Origin of the sequence: Yersinia proxima, assembly GCF_902170785.1 — a bacterium.
In the GTDB taxonomy this organism is placed as follows: domain Bacteria; phylum Pseudomonadota; class Gammaproteobacteria; order Enterobacterales; family Enterobacteriaceae; genus Yersinia; species Yersinia proxima.
The window spans coordinates 352,079-367,993 of sequence record NZ_CABHYG010000017.1; the positions used below are offsets into that span (position 1 = coordinate 352,079).

Here is a 15,915-nt window from a genome sequence, read left to right on the forward strand (position 1 = left end):
CCTGGTGCAGTAGTGGCCGGGATTTTTCATTTCTAAACGTTACCCCAACTTTCTGCACCACTAGCGAACCTTCATTTACATCACTACTGCTTACCAATTGTTATAATTATAACATCAACCCCACTCTGTATAAGGCCGATTTTCGGTATGTCGCACTTTCATTGATGCGATCATTGTCACATACATAACATTTCTTGCCTGTTAATGTTATTGCAATAACATTTAATGATAAAAAAATAGCACAGAGGAATGGACAATGGATATTGCAGTCATTGGCTCGAACATGGTTGATTTGATTACCTACATTGATGACATGCCACAAGTCGGGGAAACATTAGAAGCACCAGATTTTGAAATCGGATGCGGGGGAAAGGGGGCAAATCAGGCGGTCGCAGCGGCCAGATTAGGTGCCAATGTCATGATGGTTACCCGTGTAGGTGAGGATCTTTTTGCTGAAAATACTATTAGAAATCTGCAACAGGCTGGAGTGGATACCCAGCATGTTAAAGCGGTAGCCGGAACGTCCAGTGGCGTGGCCCCGATTTTTGTCGATAAGTCGTCACAAAATCGTATTTTGATTATTAAAGGTGCCAACAACCACCTATTACCGGCAGATGTTGACGCCGCCGCAGATGCCTTAAAAACCTGCCAACTGATTATCTTACAACTCGAGATCCCGCTGGAAACTGTTTACGCCGCCATTGATTTTGCAAGACAGAATAATATCAAAGTTATTCTTAATCCGGCTCCAGCCTCCAAAGCATTGGATATCGGCTACGCCTGCCAATGCGAATTTTTTATGCCAAATGAAACAGAACTGGCCATTCTGACAGGAATGCCAGTAGACAGTCTGGATAATATCTATCGGGCAGGGCGTAGTTTATTGGATAAAGGCCTGCATAATCTGATTATTACTTTGGGGCATCGTGGCTCGTTATGGATGCATGGCAAAGAAATTCATCATGTTCCACCGGTCAGTGTTCACGCCATCGATACCAGCGGTGCGGGAGATGCTTTCATTGGGTGTTTTGCTCATGAATATGTCTTGCATGGCGATGTATTAAAAGCCATGGAAATGGCATCTGCTTTTGCTGCATACAGTGTCACCGGAAAAGGAACGCAACGTTCTTACCCTGACGCGTCGCAATTTATTGGTTTTTTAAAGACCCTACACCAAGGAAAATAAAATGCGCCTTAATACCGTTCAACTGCCCGATGGCTATTTAAATAAAACACCATTATTCCAGTTTATTTTGCTTTCCTGTTTATTCCCTCTTTGGGGATGCGCAGCCAGTCTGAATGATATTTTAATTACCCAATTTAAAAGCGTTTTTGCACTCAGCGATTTTGCCAGCGCACTGGTACAAAGTGCTTTTTATGGTGGTTATTTTCTGATTGCTATTCCTGCATCATTAGTGATTAAAAAAAGCAGTTATAAAGTCGCTATATTGATTGGGCTAACACTTTATATTGTGGGCTGTACTCTGTTTTATCCGGCCTCTCATATGGCAACCTATACCATGTTTCTGGCAGCTATTTTTGCCATTGCCATTGGATTAAGTTTCCTTGAAACAGCCGCGAATACTTACAGTTCAATGATTGGTCATAAAGATTATGCGACGTTGCGGCTTAATATCAGCCAAACGTTTTATCCCATTGGCGCATTGATGGGGATCGTGTTAGGGAAATATCTGGTATTCCAGGAAGGCGACAGTTTACAGAATCAAATGGCATCAATGACGCCAGAACAGATTCATGAATTCCGCCTCAGCATGTTAGAACACACATTAGAGCCTTATAAATATCTGATTTTTGTCCTGTTATTGGTCATGCTGCTTTTTGTTATTACCCGCTACCCTCATTGCAAACCGCAAGGTGACAATAATAAAAAAGTGGCTCAACCTTCATTAAAAGAAACACTGAAATATCTGGCAGGCAATGGGCGTTTCAAAAAAGGCATTATGGCGCAGTTCCTCTATGTGGGAATGCAGGTTGCAGTATGGTCCTTTACTATTCGCTTAGCGTTGAATCTGGGTGCTTCTAATGAGCGAGATGCATCAAACTTTATGATTTACAGCTTTATCTGCTTCTTTATTGGTAAGTTTGTTGCCAACTTCCTGATGACGCGTTTTAAAGCTGAGAAAGTATTAATCGCCTATTCCATCTTAGGGGCGTTGACCCTGTTATATGTGGTATGTGTACCTAACTTTACTGCAGTTTATGCGGCGGTATTTGTCAGTGTCCTGTTCGGGCCTTGCTGGGCGACTATTTACGCTGGCACTCTGGATACCGTGGATAATAAATATACCGAAGTTGCCGGGGCCATTATTGTCATGTCAATTGTGGGTGCCGCTGTCGTACCGGCATTGCAAGGCTTTGTTTCTGACCATCTGGGTTCAATGCAGCATGCTTTCGTGGTCTCATTATTGTGCTTTGTTTACGTAGGTTTCTATTTTTGGGGTGAACTGCGCAATAAGCAGCGGGTCAATGCGGCAACATTGGCAAATAATGAATCCTAATTAACCGGGGAGTAATCATAAATGACCGCCCAAATAATGCTGTTTCGTGAACAATTCAGCCGTCATGAGCAGGAAATTTACCGCAGTGATTATTTTACTGTGACCAGTTTTAAATATGCATCAGGTATTGAAGCGTTAAAAATTACCAACTCACGAGGTTATGTCACTCTGTTACCTTATTACGGCCAGATGATTTGGGATGCAGAATTTGATGGTCACAATCTGAAAATGGATAACATGTTTTCTCAGCCTAAGCGGGGGGAGAATATTGTTGATACTTACGGTTGTTTTGCTTTCCATTCAGGTCTGCTGCGCAACGGCTGCCCATCACCTGAGGATGACCATGTATTACATGGTGAAATGCCATGCGCCGACATGGATCAAGCCTGGTTACTGGTTGATGGTGATCGACTGGCACTGACGGGCAGTGTGGAATATGTAAAAGGTTTTGGTGACCACTATTGTGCTCAACCGCTAGTTCGGTTGACCGCAGATAGTGCACAATTCGATATTGAAATGAATGTGACTAACTTAGCCAGCATCGCTATGCCTCTCCAGTATATGTGTCATATGAATTACGCTTATATTCCAGGGGCCACTTTCCGGCAAAACTTACCTGGCTCAGCCTTAAAACTACGTGAAACTGTACCCGCACATGTTCATCCAACACCGCAATGGCTGCAATATACACAGCAATTACGGGAACGTCCGGCGGGGCTCACTGATTTAAATGAACCTGAATTTTATGACCCGGAAATTGTTTTCTTTGCCGATGACCTTTCACAATATGTTGATAATGCCGAGTTCTTTATGCTGGCCCCGCAAGGGCATCGCTTTGTCACACGTTTTTCAACTAAGCAGTTTAATTATGGTACTCGCTGGATATTACATAATGGCGATCAGAAAGTGGCTGCTTTTATTTTACCGGCGACCTGTCGTCCAGAAGGCTATTTAGCCGCAAAAGAGAAGGGCACTTTACAGATGTTATCGCCGGGAGAAACCCGCCATTTTAGCGTAACCACTGGGGTGGTTTAATACTGATTGCTTCTTTATTAAGGCGGGCAAGGAAGCCCGCCAGTTTTCACCGCTAAAAACTAAAGTCGTCCATAAAACGTCATTCTGGCGCTTTCAGATAACGAAATATCGGGTTGTGCATTATAAGCCAGAACCACCAGCATTCGGGTGATCTCACCTTGTGTCGGGGTCACGCGATGAATGGCATTTCTGCCGCGGAATAGGACTAAATCGCCCGGTTCAATGTGCAATGTTTTGGGGGTGATTTGGTGGTTTAATAGTGCTTCTACTCCGGAATAATTCATCTCACCTCTATCGGCATTTCTCATCTCTTCAATGTATTCAAACACGCCACCCGCCTGAGGTTTTTGTACTAATAAGGTGATGGCAAATGATGAATTATCAAAATGCCAACCTAGTTCCTGACCTTGGCTGGCGTAGTGTAAATTAATCGAAGAAAGCGAATCGGCATAGGGATAGAGCTGTTTTTCGCCTAAGACAGCACAGAGAAAATCCTGAAAATCAATAGCGCCATAGAGTGTTCTTAGTGCCGAATCTGCGGGGATATCCTCATCAGTAATGCAGCCTTTTGATGAGGTCACCAACCGATTTCGTGGGTGATCAGCGGTAAATTCCGGATCCGTTTTGGTCAGATAGACATTGTGTTGGTTAGCTGCGTAGTAAGCCAAATGCTGATGTTCAATACCTTCTTGCTTAATACTATCCAGGGCCGGTGATAATAGAAAATCAGATAAAACCAAGGCACCGTAGGTTTCTAAGGTACTTTTGCATTGTGCAATGAATGCCGGGTCGTTGATCGGATGGGCTGTCATATCAATTATCTCAGCGAGTTTCTGCATATGTCCCCACAATTATGCTAAATGTCACTTGGTTGCTACATCTAACCATATAGGATTATTTGCAACCAGAATAATAATAAAACGTTACCGTCAGGTTGAGTTTAGCTATGGAAAAGGGAGCGAACCATAAATATCTTTGCTGGCTGAATGCATAATGAACTGGCATAATTGGATTATTGAACGTTTGAGCACGCAGTCTGCTGGACGCACCATTATTAAAATAAAATACGACTTATTATCTAACCTATTAATTGGACTTAAGTGCAATTTATAGGATCCCTTTGTGGTTTTTACGATACTTAATTTGTATAAAAAGTATCAGTAAGAAGAATTATTTATTAAAAATTGCCCTTAAAGGCAGAATAAAAATTATTATTTTAAGATAGGGGCATATAAACCATCGTGGCTAAGAGAAAATCTACTGGTACCGTCTGGGTTGTCCTACTGATCGTTGCTTTAGGGTTGATGACTGGTATCCCAAGAGAGGCGTGGATTGCACTGAGTGCGGCTATCTTATGCATGTACTTTGTCTGGCAGAATCTCAAAGGAACCAAGCGGCCCGCAATCCCGGCGATTAATACCGATATGCAAAAAACGGCAGCGGTTCCGGATCTGGGCGATTATCAAGTTGCCCCTTCGCAATTAGAATCAGAACAAACCAGCGCCCCGGATGAAGCCAATAAGAAACCCACGGTTGATGAAGAGAAAAAAAACAAGGAAAAACAACCTGATGTATCGCGGGGTTCTTTAGCTCGTGCATCCTGGCTCCGCCCGGGGGAATTGGCGGTGGTTGCCGGAATAAACTTACCCGACGGTATGATTTATATTGGTAATAAATATAAAAGTAACCGCACCGGTGCAGAGCCAGCATTTATTAACCCATCAATGGATGTCGCAACAGAAGAAATAGACATTTCATTGCCGCTTATTGATAGTGCGCCGGATTACTCAACTTGTTCGCCTGAAGCACGAAAAGGGTACTTACAGTGGTTAGCCGAAGGGCGTAAATCACCCACCGCAGATATTGGCTATGTTTTCTTATTTTTCTATGGTTTAGAGCATCGGGTACTGATTGATGCGGCTATCGACCCAATAGCAAAGAAAGAACTTCCTATTATTGAAGCTGAAATTAATCGCCTGCTAAATATTTATGGAAAAAATAACGCATTTAATCATTATGCGCAGAATTTATTAGTTTATATCTCCAGAGTGAATATAGATGAGAAGCTCTATCTCTCAGCTCCTCCTGCTACACGCGAATCTTCAACTGAACTGCCGTTAGCGTTATTGGTTGGATTGGGGCAATTAGCACTTGATCAAAAACCACTGCCGGCCCCATGGGCTCTCGCCTGGGGAGAGGCTGACCCGGCGATTAACCAAAATATCTCCATGGCACATTGTGCGGATGTTTTTGCTACTCTGTTCTGTCAGCGTTATCAGGAGCAGTATGGCGACGGATTTTTATTACCAGTTAATAAAACCAAGTTGCAAATATTCTATCGGCCAGCGTCAGCAGGTTTGATGGGACAAGAATTCTTCCAACAAATTGCCGATCTACCCAATGTTGCGGTGTGTAAAGCGCATCGTGATAAGCTGCGAGCACTATTTGAAGTATGCCAACAAGAGCTTGCTATTTATAACCGTTTTGCCAGTGTTAATCCGAAGAAAAAAATGTCACTGGAAGGGCAGTTATTAATGCCAGAGGCATTGTGGTCTGTGGCATTAAAAACCGAATTAGAGAATATCAAAGCCCGGGTCGGTTATGGGTTATTGATGGTCACATTGGGTGAGTTGTTTCTTCAATTGAGTACCGCCTGTGGCACTAAGCCATTAGAACGCTTATCGCGCAGCCATGTGATGGCATTAACTTATGCATTAGCTTCTTTGCAAGTGGGTATCGAGCCTGATGTTCGGGCCGATAATCGCACTCCGGTATTGCAAGATACTGTTGCACTATTTCCAATTGAATCGCTGGCTGCGGAGTCGGCAACTTTTGACACCTACCGTGTCACGATGCTGGCTGTCGAACTTGCTTGCGCTGCGGTGATGTTTGATGGAAGTATCGGCGAACCTGAATCTCTAATATTGACCCGGCATATTGATGCCTGGGGCTTCCTGAGCCCCGGTCAACGGATGCGGCTAAAGGCCTATTTGCAACCGGGTATTCGGAAAAGTAATACACTGTTGGCGCTGAAAAATAACTTAGAGCCGCTCTCATTGGAAAATCGCCGAATTATCGCGCGCTTCCTGGCCCATCTGATTCAGGTTGAAGGCACTATTACGCCACCCGAAGTGAAGTTCCTTGAGCGGGTATATAAACGTTTTGGTCTGGACAGTAAATTGGTTTATACCGATCTTGATAGCCGCGCCACGCCAATGACATTGAGTCTGCCGTCGGCGGCTATTGATGTGGTGACTGATGTCGATCGCGTTAATCTGTTGAAAAAAGAAAGCCAGGAGTTAGTAACATTACTTGAGGGACTGTTTGTGACGCCAACGGCTGCGGTACAAACCACGGAAGAAATTAATCCGCGTTCGATGGCAGCAATTACCGCTAATTTATCTGATGGCGTGGTGACATTCTTGAAATTACTGATTTCACGTGATTCCTGGGAGCGTGAAAAATTGGTAGATATTGCTGCTGATATGGAAATTAAACTAGAGGATGCGATGGTTGAAATTAACCGTAAGGTATTAGCTGTGTTTGATACCCCGTTAATTACCGGTGATGCCACTATTACAATAGATCGCGATATATCCGCTGCGTTGCTGTTATGAGCAGTATCTATACACCAACCGCAATACTCGCTACCATAGCGCGCCTAATAAAATACCAAAAGTCAGAGAGAAAAGAGTCATGAAATACCAATGGATACTGTTCGATGCGGATGAAACACTATTCCACTTTGATGCTTATCAAGGGTTAAAGCTGATGTTCTCACGCTTTAATGTAGATTTCTCCGTACAAGATTTCGACCATTATCAGCTGGTTAACAAACCTCTCTGGGTTGATTATCAAGACGGTAAGATATCAGCAGCCGAATTGCAAAGTACGCGTTTTGAAATGTGGGCCGAAAAGCTGGGTGTGACGGCAACTCGCCTGAACAGTGAGTTTTTAATTGCTATGGCTGATATCTGTTCACTGTTACCTGGCGCACGTGAGTTAGTTGATGCCTTGAGCGGTAAAGTGAATATGGGCATCATTACTAACGGTTTCACTGAATTGCAGACTATCCGATTAGAACGCACCGGGTTAAAAAATGTGTTTTCTCCGTTGATTATCTCGGAACAAGTCGGGGCGGCTAAACCCGATGTAGCTATATTTGAGCATGCATTCAATTTAATGAATAACCCTGCGAAAGAAAATATTTTGATGGTGGGAGATAACCTCCATTCAGATATTCAGGGGGGTATCAATGCGGGAATTGATACTTGCTGGCTTAATACCAGTGGCGCAGTGGCGGATGATAATATTGCACCGCGTTATCAAGTCAGCTCACTGGCCGAGTTGCAAAAGTTATTACTGGCATAATTTAATTCGATCTCATGAAATAAGGGCGGTTAACGATATATTGTCGATACCGCCCTTATTATTTTCTCCATACCCGCCGTTGCGTCGGCCAGTATGGAGAAATGCGAATGCGCTATTATCGCTGATTGGCGACTAAATCTTCAACTTGATCAAAAATGGGCATTTCAGAGTCAAAACGGCATACCTGAAGCACGTCTTCGAGTTTTTCCAGTTGGCTTATCATTTGCTGCAAACGCTGATCATCTAATACCTGCAACCAAATACGGCTCTCTTCACCACCGGCCAACGGCATACATAATATCCCGTCAACGTTAAAGGCGCGGCGGGCAAATAAACCACAAATATGCGACATGACCCCAGGGTGGTTGCGCACGGTTAACAATAGGGTGACGCGTGCAGAAGAGACGAGTTGACCAGTCATATTATTCACCTCCAATCATATCGATATTTGCCGCACCCGGCGGCACCATTGGATATACTTTTTCATCCACATCAATCAGAGCATGAATAAGTACCGGGCCGGGGCGATTTAATGCCTCATGCAATGCGCTATAAGGATCACTGGCAGTATTGAGGTCACAAGTTGAGAAACCAAATCCTTCTGCAATATGAATAAAATTAGTGCGATAAGGGTAGTCTGCGGCAAAAATTCGCTTACCGAAGAACAGGTCTTGTTGCTGATGGACTAACCCGAGTGACTGGTTATTCATCAAAATAATCTTAACGTTAAGTTGCTCTTCCGCAGCCGTTGCCATCTCTTGAATATTCATCATCAGGCTACCATCACCGGAAAAACACACCACTTTTGCTTGCGGCTTGGCCAGTGCGGCGCCAATTGCCGCGGGCAGACCAAATCCCATAGTGCCCAACCCTCCGGAGGTTAACCATTGACGCGGGCGATGCAGAGGATAGGCCTGAGCCACCCACATCTGGTGCTGGCCGACATCGGTGGTAATGATGGTTTCATCATCCAATGCAGCGGCGGCAGCACGAATCAAACCATAGTGGCACAATGGATTTTCGCTGTTGGGCTGATTGAATGGGAATTCGCGCTGTATGTCGCTAACTATCCCGCGCCATTCACTGCGCGCTTGCGTTTCGATCAAGGGCAGCAAGTGGGTTAATACCTGTTTGATATCTGCATTCATCGCCAAATGTGGCCGGCGAATTTTACCCAATTCAGCCGGGTCGATATCAATATGAATGATACTAGCATCAGGGCAGAACTGTTCGGCTTTTCCGATAGCCCGATCATCAAATCGCGCACCGAGTACAATCAATAAATCCGCTTGTTGCATGATGAAATTGGTAGATCGCGCAGCATGCATTCCTAACATGCCTAATGATAATGGATGGTCAACCGGCATGGTGCCTAATGCCATTAATGTCATGGTGGTGGGCAAACCGGCTTGTTCGGCCAGTTGTATCGCTTGCTCATGAGCCTCAGAACTGACGATTCCGCCGCCGAGATAGAGCACCGGCCGTGCAGCACTGTTGATCATTTGTGCGACGGTTGCAATGGCAATGGGGTCAATCGGGCAGGGCTTATCGGCGACCCCTGGTTCAGGCAGGTTATCAAGATCGATTTCCGCCGTTTGCACATCTTTGGGAATATCAATCCATACCGGGCCGGGGCGGCCAGATTGTGCAATGCGAAATGCCGCCGGGATCACCCGTGTCAATTCACTGATATCGCGTACCAGATAGTTGTGTTTGGTAATAGGGATCGATATGCCGTAGGTATCGACTTCCTGGAATGCATCAGTACCAATCATTGAAGATGAGACTTGTCCGGTGATGCAAACCAGTGGAATCGAATCGAGTTTGGCATCGGCGATTGCCGTGACCAAATTGGTGGCACCTGGGCCACTGGATGCCAAACAGACCGCAGTTTGTCCCGTGGCTCGTGCCATGCCTTGGGCCATAAAGCCTGCACCTTGCTCATGCCGCGCCAGCACATGGCGGATAATGCGACTTTGCCCCAGAGCATCATACAGCGGAAGCGCGGCTCCACCGGGAATGCCCGCAACAGTGGTAATGCCTTGCTGTTCCAGCAAACGAACTATTAATTGGGCGCCTGTATAACGCATGGTTATATCCTTCATCAGGGCCGGTAGCTAACAGAGTGGGGCTAAAAAGAAACCCCGCTCGGCTGGCGCCGGCGGGGTTTGGGAATCTTTCTGGATTCGTTACCCGTTACGGCGCGCTGCCGACCACCACCACCACACGCACGACCACAACTGCGTCAACATGCGCAGTATCGAGTAGATCGATGTTTAGTAGAGCGAAATGGGCAGTGGAATAGTTCACGGGGTATCTCATCAATAAGTGTTGTAAGTGTAATAAGCCTTAAGAGATAAACACGCTTTCATAAAAGGCACAAGCACGACGAATAGCCAGAATGCAAAAATTGAAGACTGATCACAAAGTAATGCAAAATAACATCAAGTGAATAATTGGTTAATTAATTGAAACTAAAAGAGAATTAAATGCAGAAAACATCCTTCCCAGTATGGCACCGGGAAGGGTGAGAAATAGGTTATGACACCGCTATCGGCTGGATGGGTTTTAATATGGCCGCTAATTGCGCTTGATGCTGCTCGCTGATTTCACTGCTGGCGGAATAACCCTCATTGTGAATAATCATTTCACCTAAACCAACCAACCAGTCATAAATGTAAAATGCCGTGTTATTGGTGGGTGTGGGAGCCAATTTGGTCAACCTTTGCGCTGCGCCTGGCGGTGATAATGATGTAGGAATGCGCGCAAAAATCTTATAGCCTCGGTTAATGCGGCTATCTGGTCGTTGAGTTTCACTGATTTGCAGGAATCCCAGCCAGGCCACGAAATCACCCAACACCGTCAGGGCGCGAGAGACTTGACGATCAGCCTTAGTGTCGCGCTGCAAACTGACTTGCTCATTGTCAGCCAGTATTTTAACCAATTGCCCGGTGACATCTAATCGAATGCTGGCAGTTATTAACTCAGCGACCAGCAACTCAATAGTCGGTTTGCTGATCCCCAATAACTCAATCAGCGGCCCGTTATCGGGTAATTGCCGCAGGTGATTAACCCAGTAGCGTTGCACATTCGTGGCATATTGTGTTTCATCATCCCCACCAGACTGCATAGCAGTTGGCGTCGGTTGTTCTGGTGATAAAGATGCGTCGCTGAACAAATCAATATCAATGCCAATACTGAACGGATCGTGATGACTGTCACCCGAAGTCATCAGCTCAGTAACCCGATTTTGTTGTTGCAGATACAGCGCTCGCAACTCATCCCGCGCAGGCAATAATCGCTCCAGCAACTCGCCATGCAGGCCGGTTCGGGTTTGCAGTGCTTTAAGCAATGTCTCTGCGATGTGCTGTTTTTGTTGTGATTCATGGGTGACTGGCTGACACCAACTGGCTAGCATGTTTTCGGTCAGTTCCCGTTGCAGTTCATTAAGCTGCTCGGTGATGCGTTCGGCCTTAATATCACGGTGAATTTCTTTGGTCAGATAACTCACCATCCGTTCAATGCCGCGAGCATCCAGCGCCAGCAGAGTCCCCCAACTACTGTCACCAGGCTGGCCAACATAGCGCTGTACCGCTTCATCATGGTTTTTCGTACCCTCTGAAGCAATACGCTGGTCAAACGGTGTTAACGCCCAGATAAGCCCCGGATTACGGCGCGAGCGCACTTGGGTATTTTCGCCCTGAGACTGTTTAACCCAATAATCCAGTGATTTACCCACGGCTTTAACGTCACTGCGGTGACTCACCGCATTACAAACCAACAGCATATTGATTTGTTGCCTCTCCGTATAACGCTCAAGGAGATAGGCGTTTTTTGCCCATGATAACGACGCCGCCAGTGCATAGGGCAAATGTGATACCTGCGTTGGCGTATCGAATTCATCACCAAAATCAGGGAAATCTAATAATTCTACCGATTCGAATACATTTTCAATGGCAGACATCCGTAATGGGATCTGTAGCTCTACCGCTAAAAACGTTAACTCAGCCAGTGACAACGTCACCGATTGACCGGTGATAGTGTCTTTCAATGGCAGCACTTGAATCTGAGTATCAGCAGGGGTGTTCAGGTCATTGAGCGTCGCGACATTCATAATGCCGTTGGCAGGCAACAACATGTCATCAACTAACACACTGAGCGGGGCCAGTAACTGTGGTGCACTATCCAAGTGTTGTAAGGTATAGGCAAAATGACGATAAGCATCGGTCAATGGCTGTGATTCGGCCCACAGCAGCGAGAATAAAATAGCCCGATCATCAATTCGTAAATAAGGTGCCAATTCAATGGCGACCGGCCAGAAATGCGCTTCCAATCTTTTTTGGCGTGGTGCGTCATGGCGAACCAGATAATCCCAAAGGCTAATGACATCATCAGCGGTTATCCCGGCAATCGCAGTCTGTTGCTTGCGCATCGTCAATTGCTGGAGATGATCGGTAATATGTTGCTCACTCAGTGAGTGCTGCACCACGTCTTGCTGACTATCGCGCAGATACGCGCCCACCACTATTTTGACCAGTTCAATTTCATTCAGCAGCGAAAGTTGTACTGGATGAGTTTCATGATTGATAGCCACCTGGTGGCTAAATCGCGTCACCAGACCACTGGCTTGGTAGCCGGGTTTAATTTGCTGCCAAAAGTTAAGTGTCTTTCCCGCCAGGGTGGTTTCCAACTGACCGTTTTCATCGGCAATCAGCGCTGAAATCAAATGCTGTTTTCCGGCAGGAGATTGTCCAAAAAAGCCAATACTCATTGGCATTAATGACATTTCAGCCAGATGGCGGGCTTTATTACGCTGGCGACGCAGTTTGACGGTCAGTTGATCAGCTTCAATATCCAAACGAATGGCATGTTGGCGCGTAGTGTTAATCCAATCAATCGTCTGATCAATGCCTTGGGTAACCTGTTGCAACTGGCTATTGAGCTGTCGGCTGGTTAATGATTTCATTTTTTAAATACGCTCCCACTATCAATCCAATAATGGGTTGATGCTGAACCATTGCTGGCTAGTGTGTTTAGCTTAAGACGCAGATGATGCGGCGGAACACGGCTGCCATCTTGCAGTACCGCGTCAGCTATCTCAAAACGTTCCGGGCTGCTGTTTTTATCAACGGCACTTTTGGCGAGTTTCAATCTGACATACAAGGCACCGTCTCCGGCAACTTTACGCGCCAGTTCTTGATCGACAATCGACAAGGTATAGAGCGGGGATGCTGGCCAGCGGTCATTATCAAGCTGGCGGAACCCCAGACACGACGTGCCTCTAACCTGGAAACGCGCGTCAGATGGCAGGGTGAAATCCGCACTATCGAGATCGATATCGCGATAGTAGACATTTTCATCGGTCAGGGCATCGTTGCTGCCCAGCATACCAAGATAGCGGATGGTCGAATAAGGCTGGAAATCACCGGCTTTGAAGTAAAAACCGGCCAGCCGTAAATCGAGTGACAACAAACACAGCATTGCCCCTACCGCAGCGGTGGATTTAGGATTATCGATTCGGCCCTGTTTGTTAAATGGATACCAATCGTTGGTATGGTATCCATCCAGCGAAAGAATACGATTATTCGGCAGCGGCTGTAAGTGGCGGAATAGCGCCTGAATGCCTGGGAAGCGCGAAGGGCGTCCCGTCAATAACAACACATCGCAACTGTAGAGCGACACTACTTCGGACAGCGAACGCAGGTTTTGAGTAATGCTCATCCGGTTAGATAAGAACTCGCCGTGCAGTTTGCTTAATTTCAATACCAGCGGCACCTGCAAGATATCAAATACCCCCGCATCGGCAGCCAGTTCGCGCTGAACTTCGCTGTTAATGTATTCCAACACTTTCGCTGTTGGTTGCTGTGATAATAGCTCACCAAAGTTGGCATCGATTTCTGCATTGGTATCCAGTGGGTCGAAACTTTCATAAGATTCCAGAATAGCCCGGCCCACTGGCATAAATATTTGCAAGGTAGCTTGCTGACGTAGCGCCGATTGTCCATCCATTCGGCCATCATTTCCGAACAGTTTATCCATCAGTGCATCAGTATTGGCGATGGCAACTTTCTTAAGTCGAGCCTGTAGTGCAGGCAAAATATAGAGTTGAATGACATCTAACAGAATATCGTCACCGGCGACTTTAAACCCTTCACGGAACAGCAAACGTGGGCTGATTTTGACATTATTGCCCATACCATCATCCAGCCAGTATTGCGTAATGGCCAGATCCGTGGTGCCGCCACCAATATCAATTGAGGCGATGCGTAGAGTTTTCCCTGCGGTTTCTCCAGCTTCAAGTTGCTTGTCTGGCCGTGCCATGCTGGCAAAAAATGCCGCGGTACGGCCACCGAAGTTAACCTGGGTTTCGTTATACAGATAAACCATCTGACCACAGGTGGCTTCATCCCATTCCATCTGAACCGTTGGCACCAAGACCTGGCTTTTGGCGCGGTCTTGCTCAGAGATCTGTTTTTGCTCAAAGATCGGTTTTTGCTCAAAGATAAAGTTATCATCTGCCGGATGCCAACCCATGGATTTCCACACCAGAGCAATAGCCTCATTCATCCGGCGGCGGAAAATCTCCCGTTCGGGCTTGGGCATGGCTGACGGCAGAGTGAGAATAATGGCTCGCAGCTGGCGCGGGGCGTTGGCATGCGTCATTTTCAAGCGCTGTGCTGCACTGTTGATTTGCATCAGCGCCTGCGCCAGTAACTCCGATAACATAAAGGTCATCAATGAGCTGCGGCTATAATGTGGCGAGAATACTGGCAGTCGTTCATCAACTGGCACGCTGTACAAGGGTTGGCCGTCATCATTGACCAGATGGGTCAGCGGTAATGCGGTGGCTAAGGGTTCATGTAGTTGCGCAGTTTGCGTTTCATTGAAGCGCCAGCCTGGGGCATAGGTTTCTTCATCCCACAGATAGCGGCGTGGGCTGGAAATACCGGTAGAACCTTCAGTACCCAATCGCTGTAGCGCCATACGGCTGGCTTCATTACCAACACGGGTAATCGACGGCCAGACAAAAGCATCATCACGACCACTTTCAACTGAAAAATTCTGTTTACCAAATTTGGCTTGGGCAAACTCAACCCGGCTCTCAAACAACTCATTATAGAGGTGATGCGGCTCACTCAAATCGCGGATTTGCAATTCATAGGTTTGTTTCAGGCCATGACTTTCGTCGCTACTGTCTTCCACCAAAATACCGCAGGTATGAGAGTTACCGACATCAAGAATAAGGTCAACATTCACGGCGGGTTCTTGCAGGGTGCTGGTATTGATTTTGATCTCTGGCACACCCATTTGGCTGCCGAGTAATTCCAGCAAGTTAAGGTAGTGGGCTTGATATTCAAACTCGCGCAACGATGCACTAATATGACGAGCGGTGCGTTCTTCCTGCTCAGAGGCTTGCTGAATAAAGACTTCGCGCAACCAGCCATCTACCCAGGTCAAATCAAGAAATTCAGCTAATTCTTCATTATGGTACGCCAGCGCGAAACTTAAGCCGGTTTTGATGTCATTCTCATTGGGCGCGAGATATTCGTTAGCATGACCTTCAGCGTAAACCTTGGTATCAAAAGCCAGGGTAACCCGTAAGGTATTACCATCTTGATCAGGCTTATCCAGCACTAAAATTTGTACTCTGGCCCAATTATCCGGCCCATTAACGAAGCTGCGCGGGGGATTAAAACGCAAGAACGGCAGGGGGAGCCAAATTTTATTCAGCAGTTTGAGTGACTGTTCCAGCGGGAAGCTAAACTCCGGCTTGACAATTTCAGGGGCCGCCCCCGGCACCATCAGTGAATATTTGCCATTATGTTCATGGTAATTCAGCCGTAATAGCGGGCCATTGGCACTTTTGCGTACAAATTTATTCGGCAATTCGCTATCAAATTCAGGTTTTAATGCAAAGTCCAAAAACTGGATGCCACTATTCTGAATCAGCGAAATTTTCTGTTTATAGTCAGTGATCGTTGCCAGCATA

11 protein-coding genes are annotated in these 15,915 nt (G+C 46.2%); 5 read left to right on the forward strand and 6 right to left on the reverse strand.

Annotated features, from left to right (window positions below):
- Positions 1–256: 256 nt before the first annotated feature.
- The 3 genes from rbsK to FTB31_RS17875 are packed head-to-tail and all read left to right on the forward strand — an operon-like array spanning position 257 to position 3,554.
- Positions 257–1,186, forward strand: coding sequence for a ribokinase (rbsK, locus tag FTB31_RS17865; protein WP_077174702.1), 930 nt, complete (start codon positions 257–259; stop codon positions 1,184–1,186).
- A gap of 1 nt (position 1,187) precedes the next feature.
- Positions 1,188–2,519, forward strand: a complete 1,332-nt coding sequence (gene fucP / locus FTB31_RS17870; RefSeq protein ID WP_077174703.1) for an L-fucose:H+ symporter permease — start codon at positions 1,188–1,190, stop codon at positions 2,517–2,519.
- Positions 2,520–2,540: 21 nt separating this feature from the next.
- The gene (locus FTB31_RS17875) at positions 2,541–3,554 is read left to right on the forward strand and encodes an aldose 1-epimerase family protein (RefSeq protein ID WP_077174704.1); all 1,014 of its coding nucleotides are present in this window, start codon (positions 2,541–2,543) and stop codon (positions 3,552–3,554) included.
- A 59-nt stretch (positions 3,555–3,613) separates the two neighbouring features.
- On the opposite strand, the gene FTB31_RS17880 is transcribed toward FTB31_RS17875, so the two are convergent.
- On the reverse strand, positions 3,614–4,393 hold the full coding sequence (locus tag FTB31_RS17880; protein ID WP_050078086.1) for a HalD/BesD family halogenase: 780 nt from the start codon (positions 4,391–4,393) through the stop codon (positions 3,614–3,616).
- A 402-nt stretch (positions 4,394–4,795) separates the two neighbouring features.
- Between FTB31_RS17880 and FTB31_RS17885 the strand changes: the two genes are divergently transcribed.
- Positions 4,796–7,171 carry a tellurite resistance TerB family protein gene (locus FTB31_RS17885; protein ID WP_077174705.1) on the forward strand — a complete coding sequence of 792 codons (2,376 nt, stop codon included), beginning with the start codon at positions 4,796–4,798 and terminating at the stop codon, positions 7,169–7,171.
- A 79-nt stretch (positions 7,172–7,250) separates the two neighbouring features.
- Positions 7,251–7,925: a pyrimidine 5'-nucleotidase gene (gene yjjG / locus FTB31_RS17890; RefSeq protein ID WP_077174706.1), complete on the forward strand. Its 675-nt coding sequence runs from the start codon at positions 7,251–7,253 to the stop codon at positions 7,923–7,925.
- A 115-nt stretch (positions 7,926–8,040) separates the two neighbouring features.
- Here yjjG and ilvN read toward each other — a convergent pair whose 3' ends face one another.
- The 5 genes from ilvN to FTB31_RS17915 form a co-directional block, all read right to left on the reverse strand.
- On the reverse strand, positions 8,041–8,346 hold the full coding sequence (gene ilvN, locus FTB31_RS17895; protein WP_019083103.1) for an acetolactate synthase small subunit: 306 nt from the start codon (positions 8,344–8,346) through the stop codon (positions 8,041–8,043).
- 1 nt (position 8,347) lies between these two features.
- Positions 8,348–10,015: an acetolactate synthase large subunit gene (gene ilvB / locus FTB31_RS17900; RefSeq protein WP_175628047.1), complete on the reverse strand. Its 1,668-nt coding sequence runs from the start codon at positions 10,013–10,015 to the stop codon at positions 8,348–8,350.
- 106 nt (positions 10,016–10,121) lie between these two features.
- Positions 10,122–10,247: an ilvB operon leader peptide IvbL gene (ivbL, locus tag FTB31_RS17905; RefSeq protein WP_077174708.1), complete on the reverse strand. Its 126-nt coding sequence runs from the start codon at positions 10,245–10,247 to the stop codon at positions 10,122–10,124.
- Between the two features lie 217 nt (positions 10,248–10,464).
- Positions 10,465–12,891, reverse strand: coding sequence for a putative virulence factor (locus tag FTB31_RS17910; protein WP_227731664.1), 2,427 nt, complete (start codon positions 12,889–12,891; stop codon positions 10,465–10,467).
- Entirely contained in the window at positions 12,888–15,914 is a 3,027-nt protein-coding gene (locus FTB31_RS17915; RefSeq protein WP_227731665.1) for a virulence factor SrfB, read from the reverse strand. The genes FTB31_RS17910 and FTB31_RS17915 overlap by 4 nt, the downstream gene beginning before the upstream one ends.
- Position 15,915: the final 1 nt, after the last annotated feature.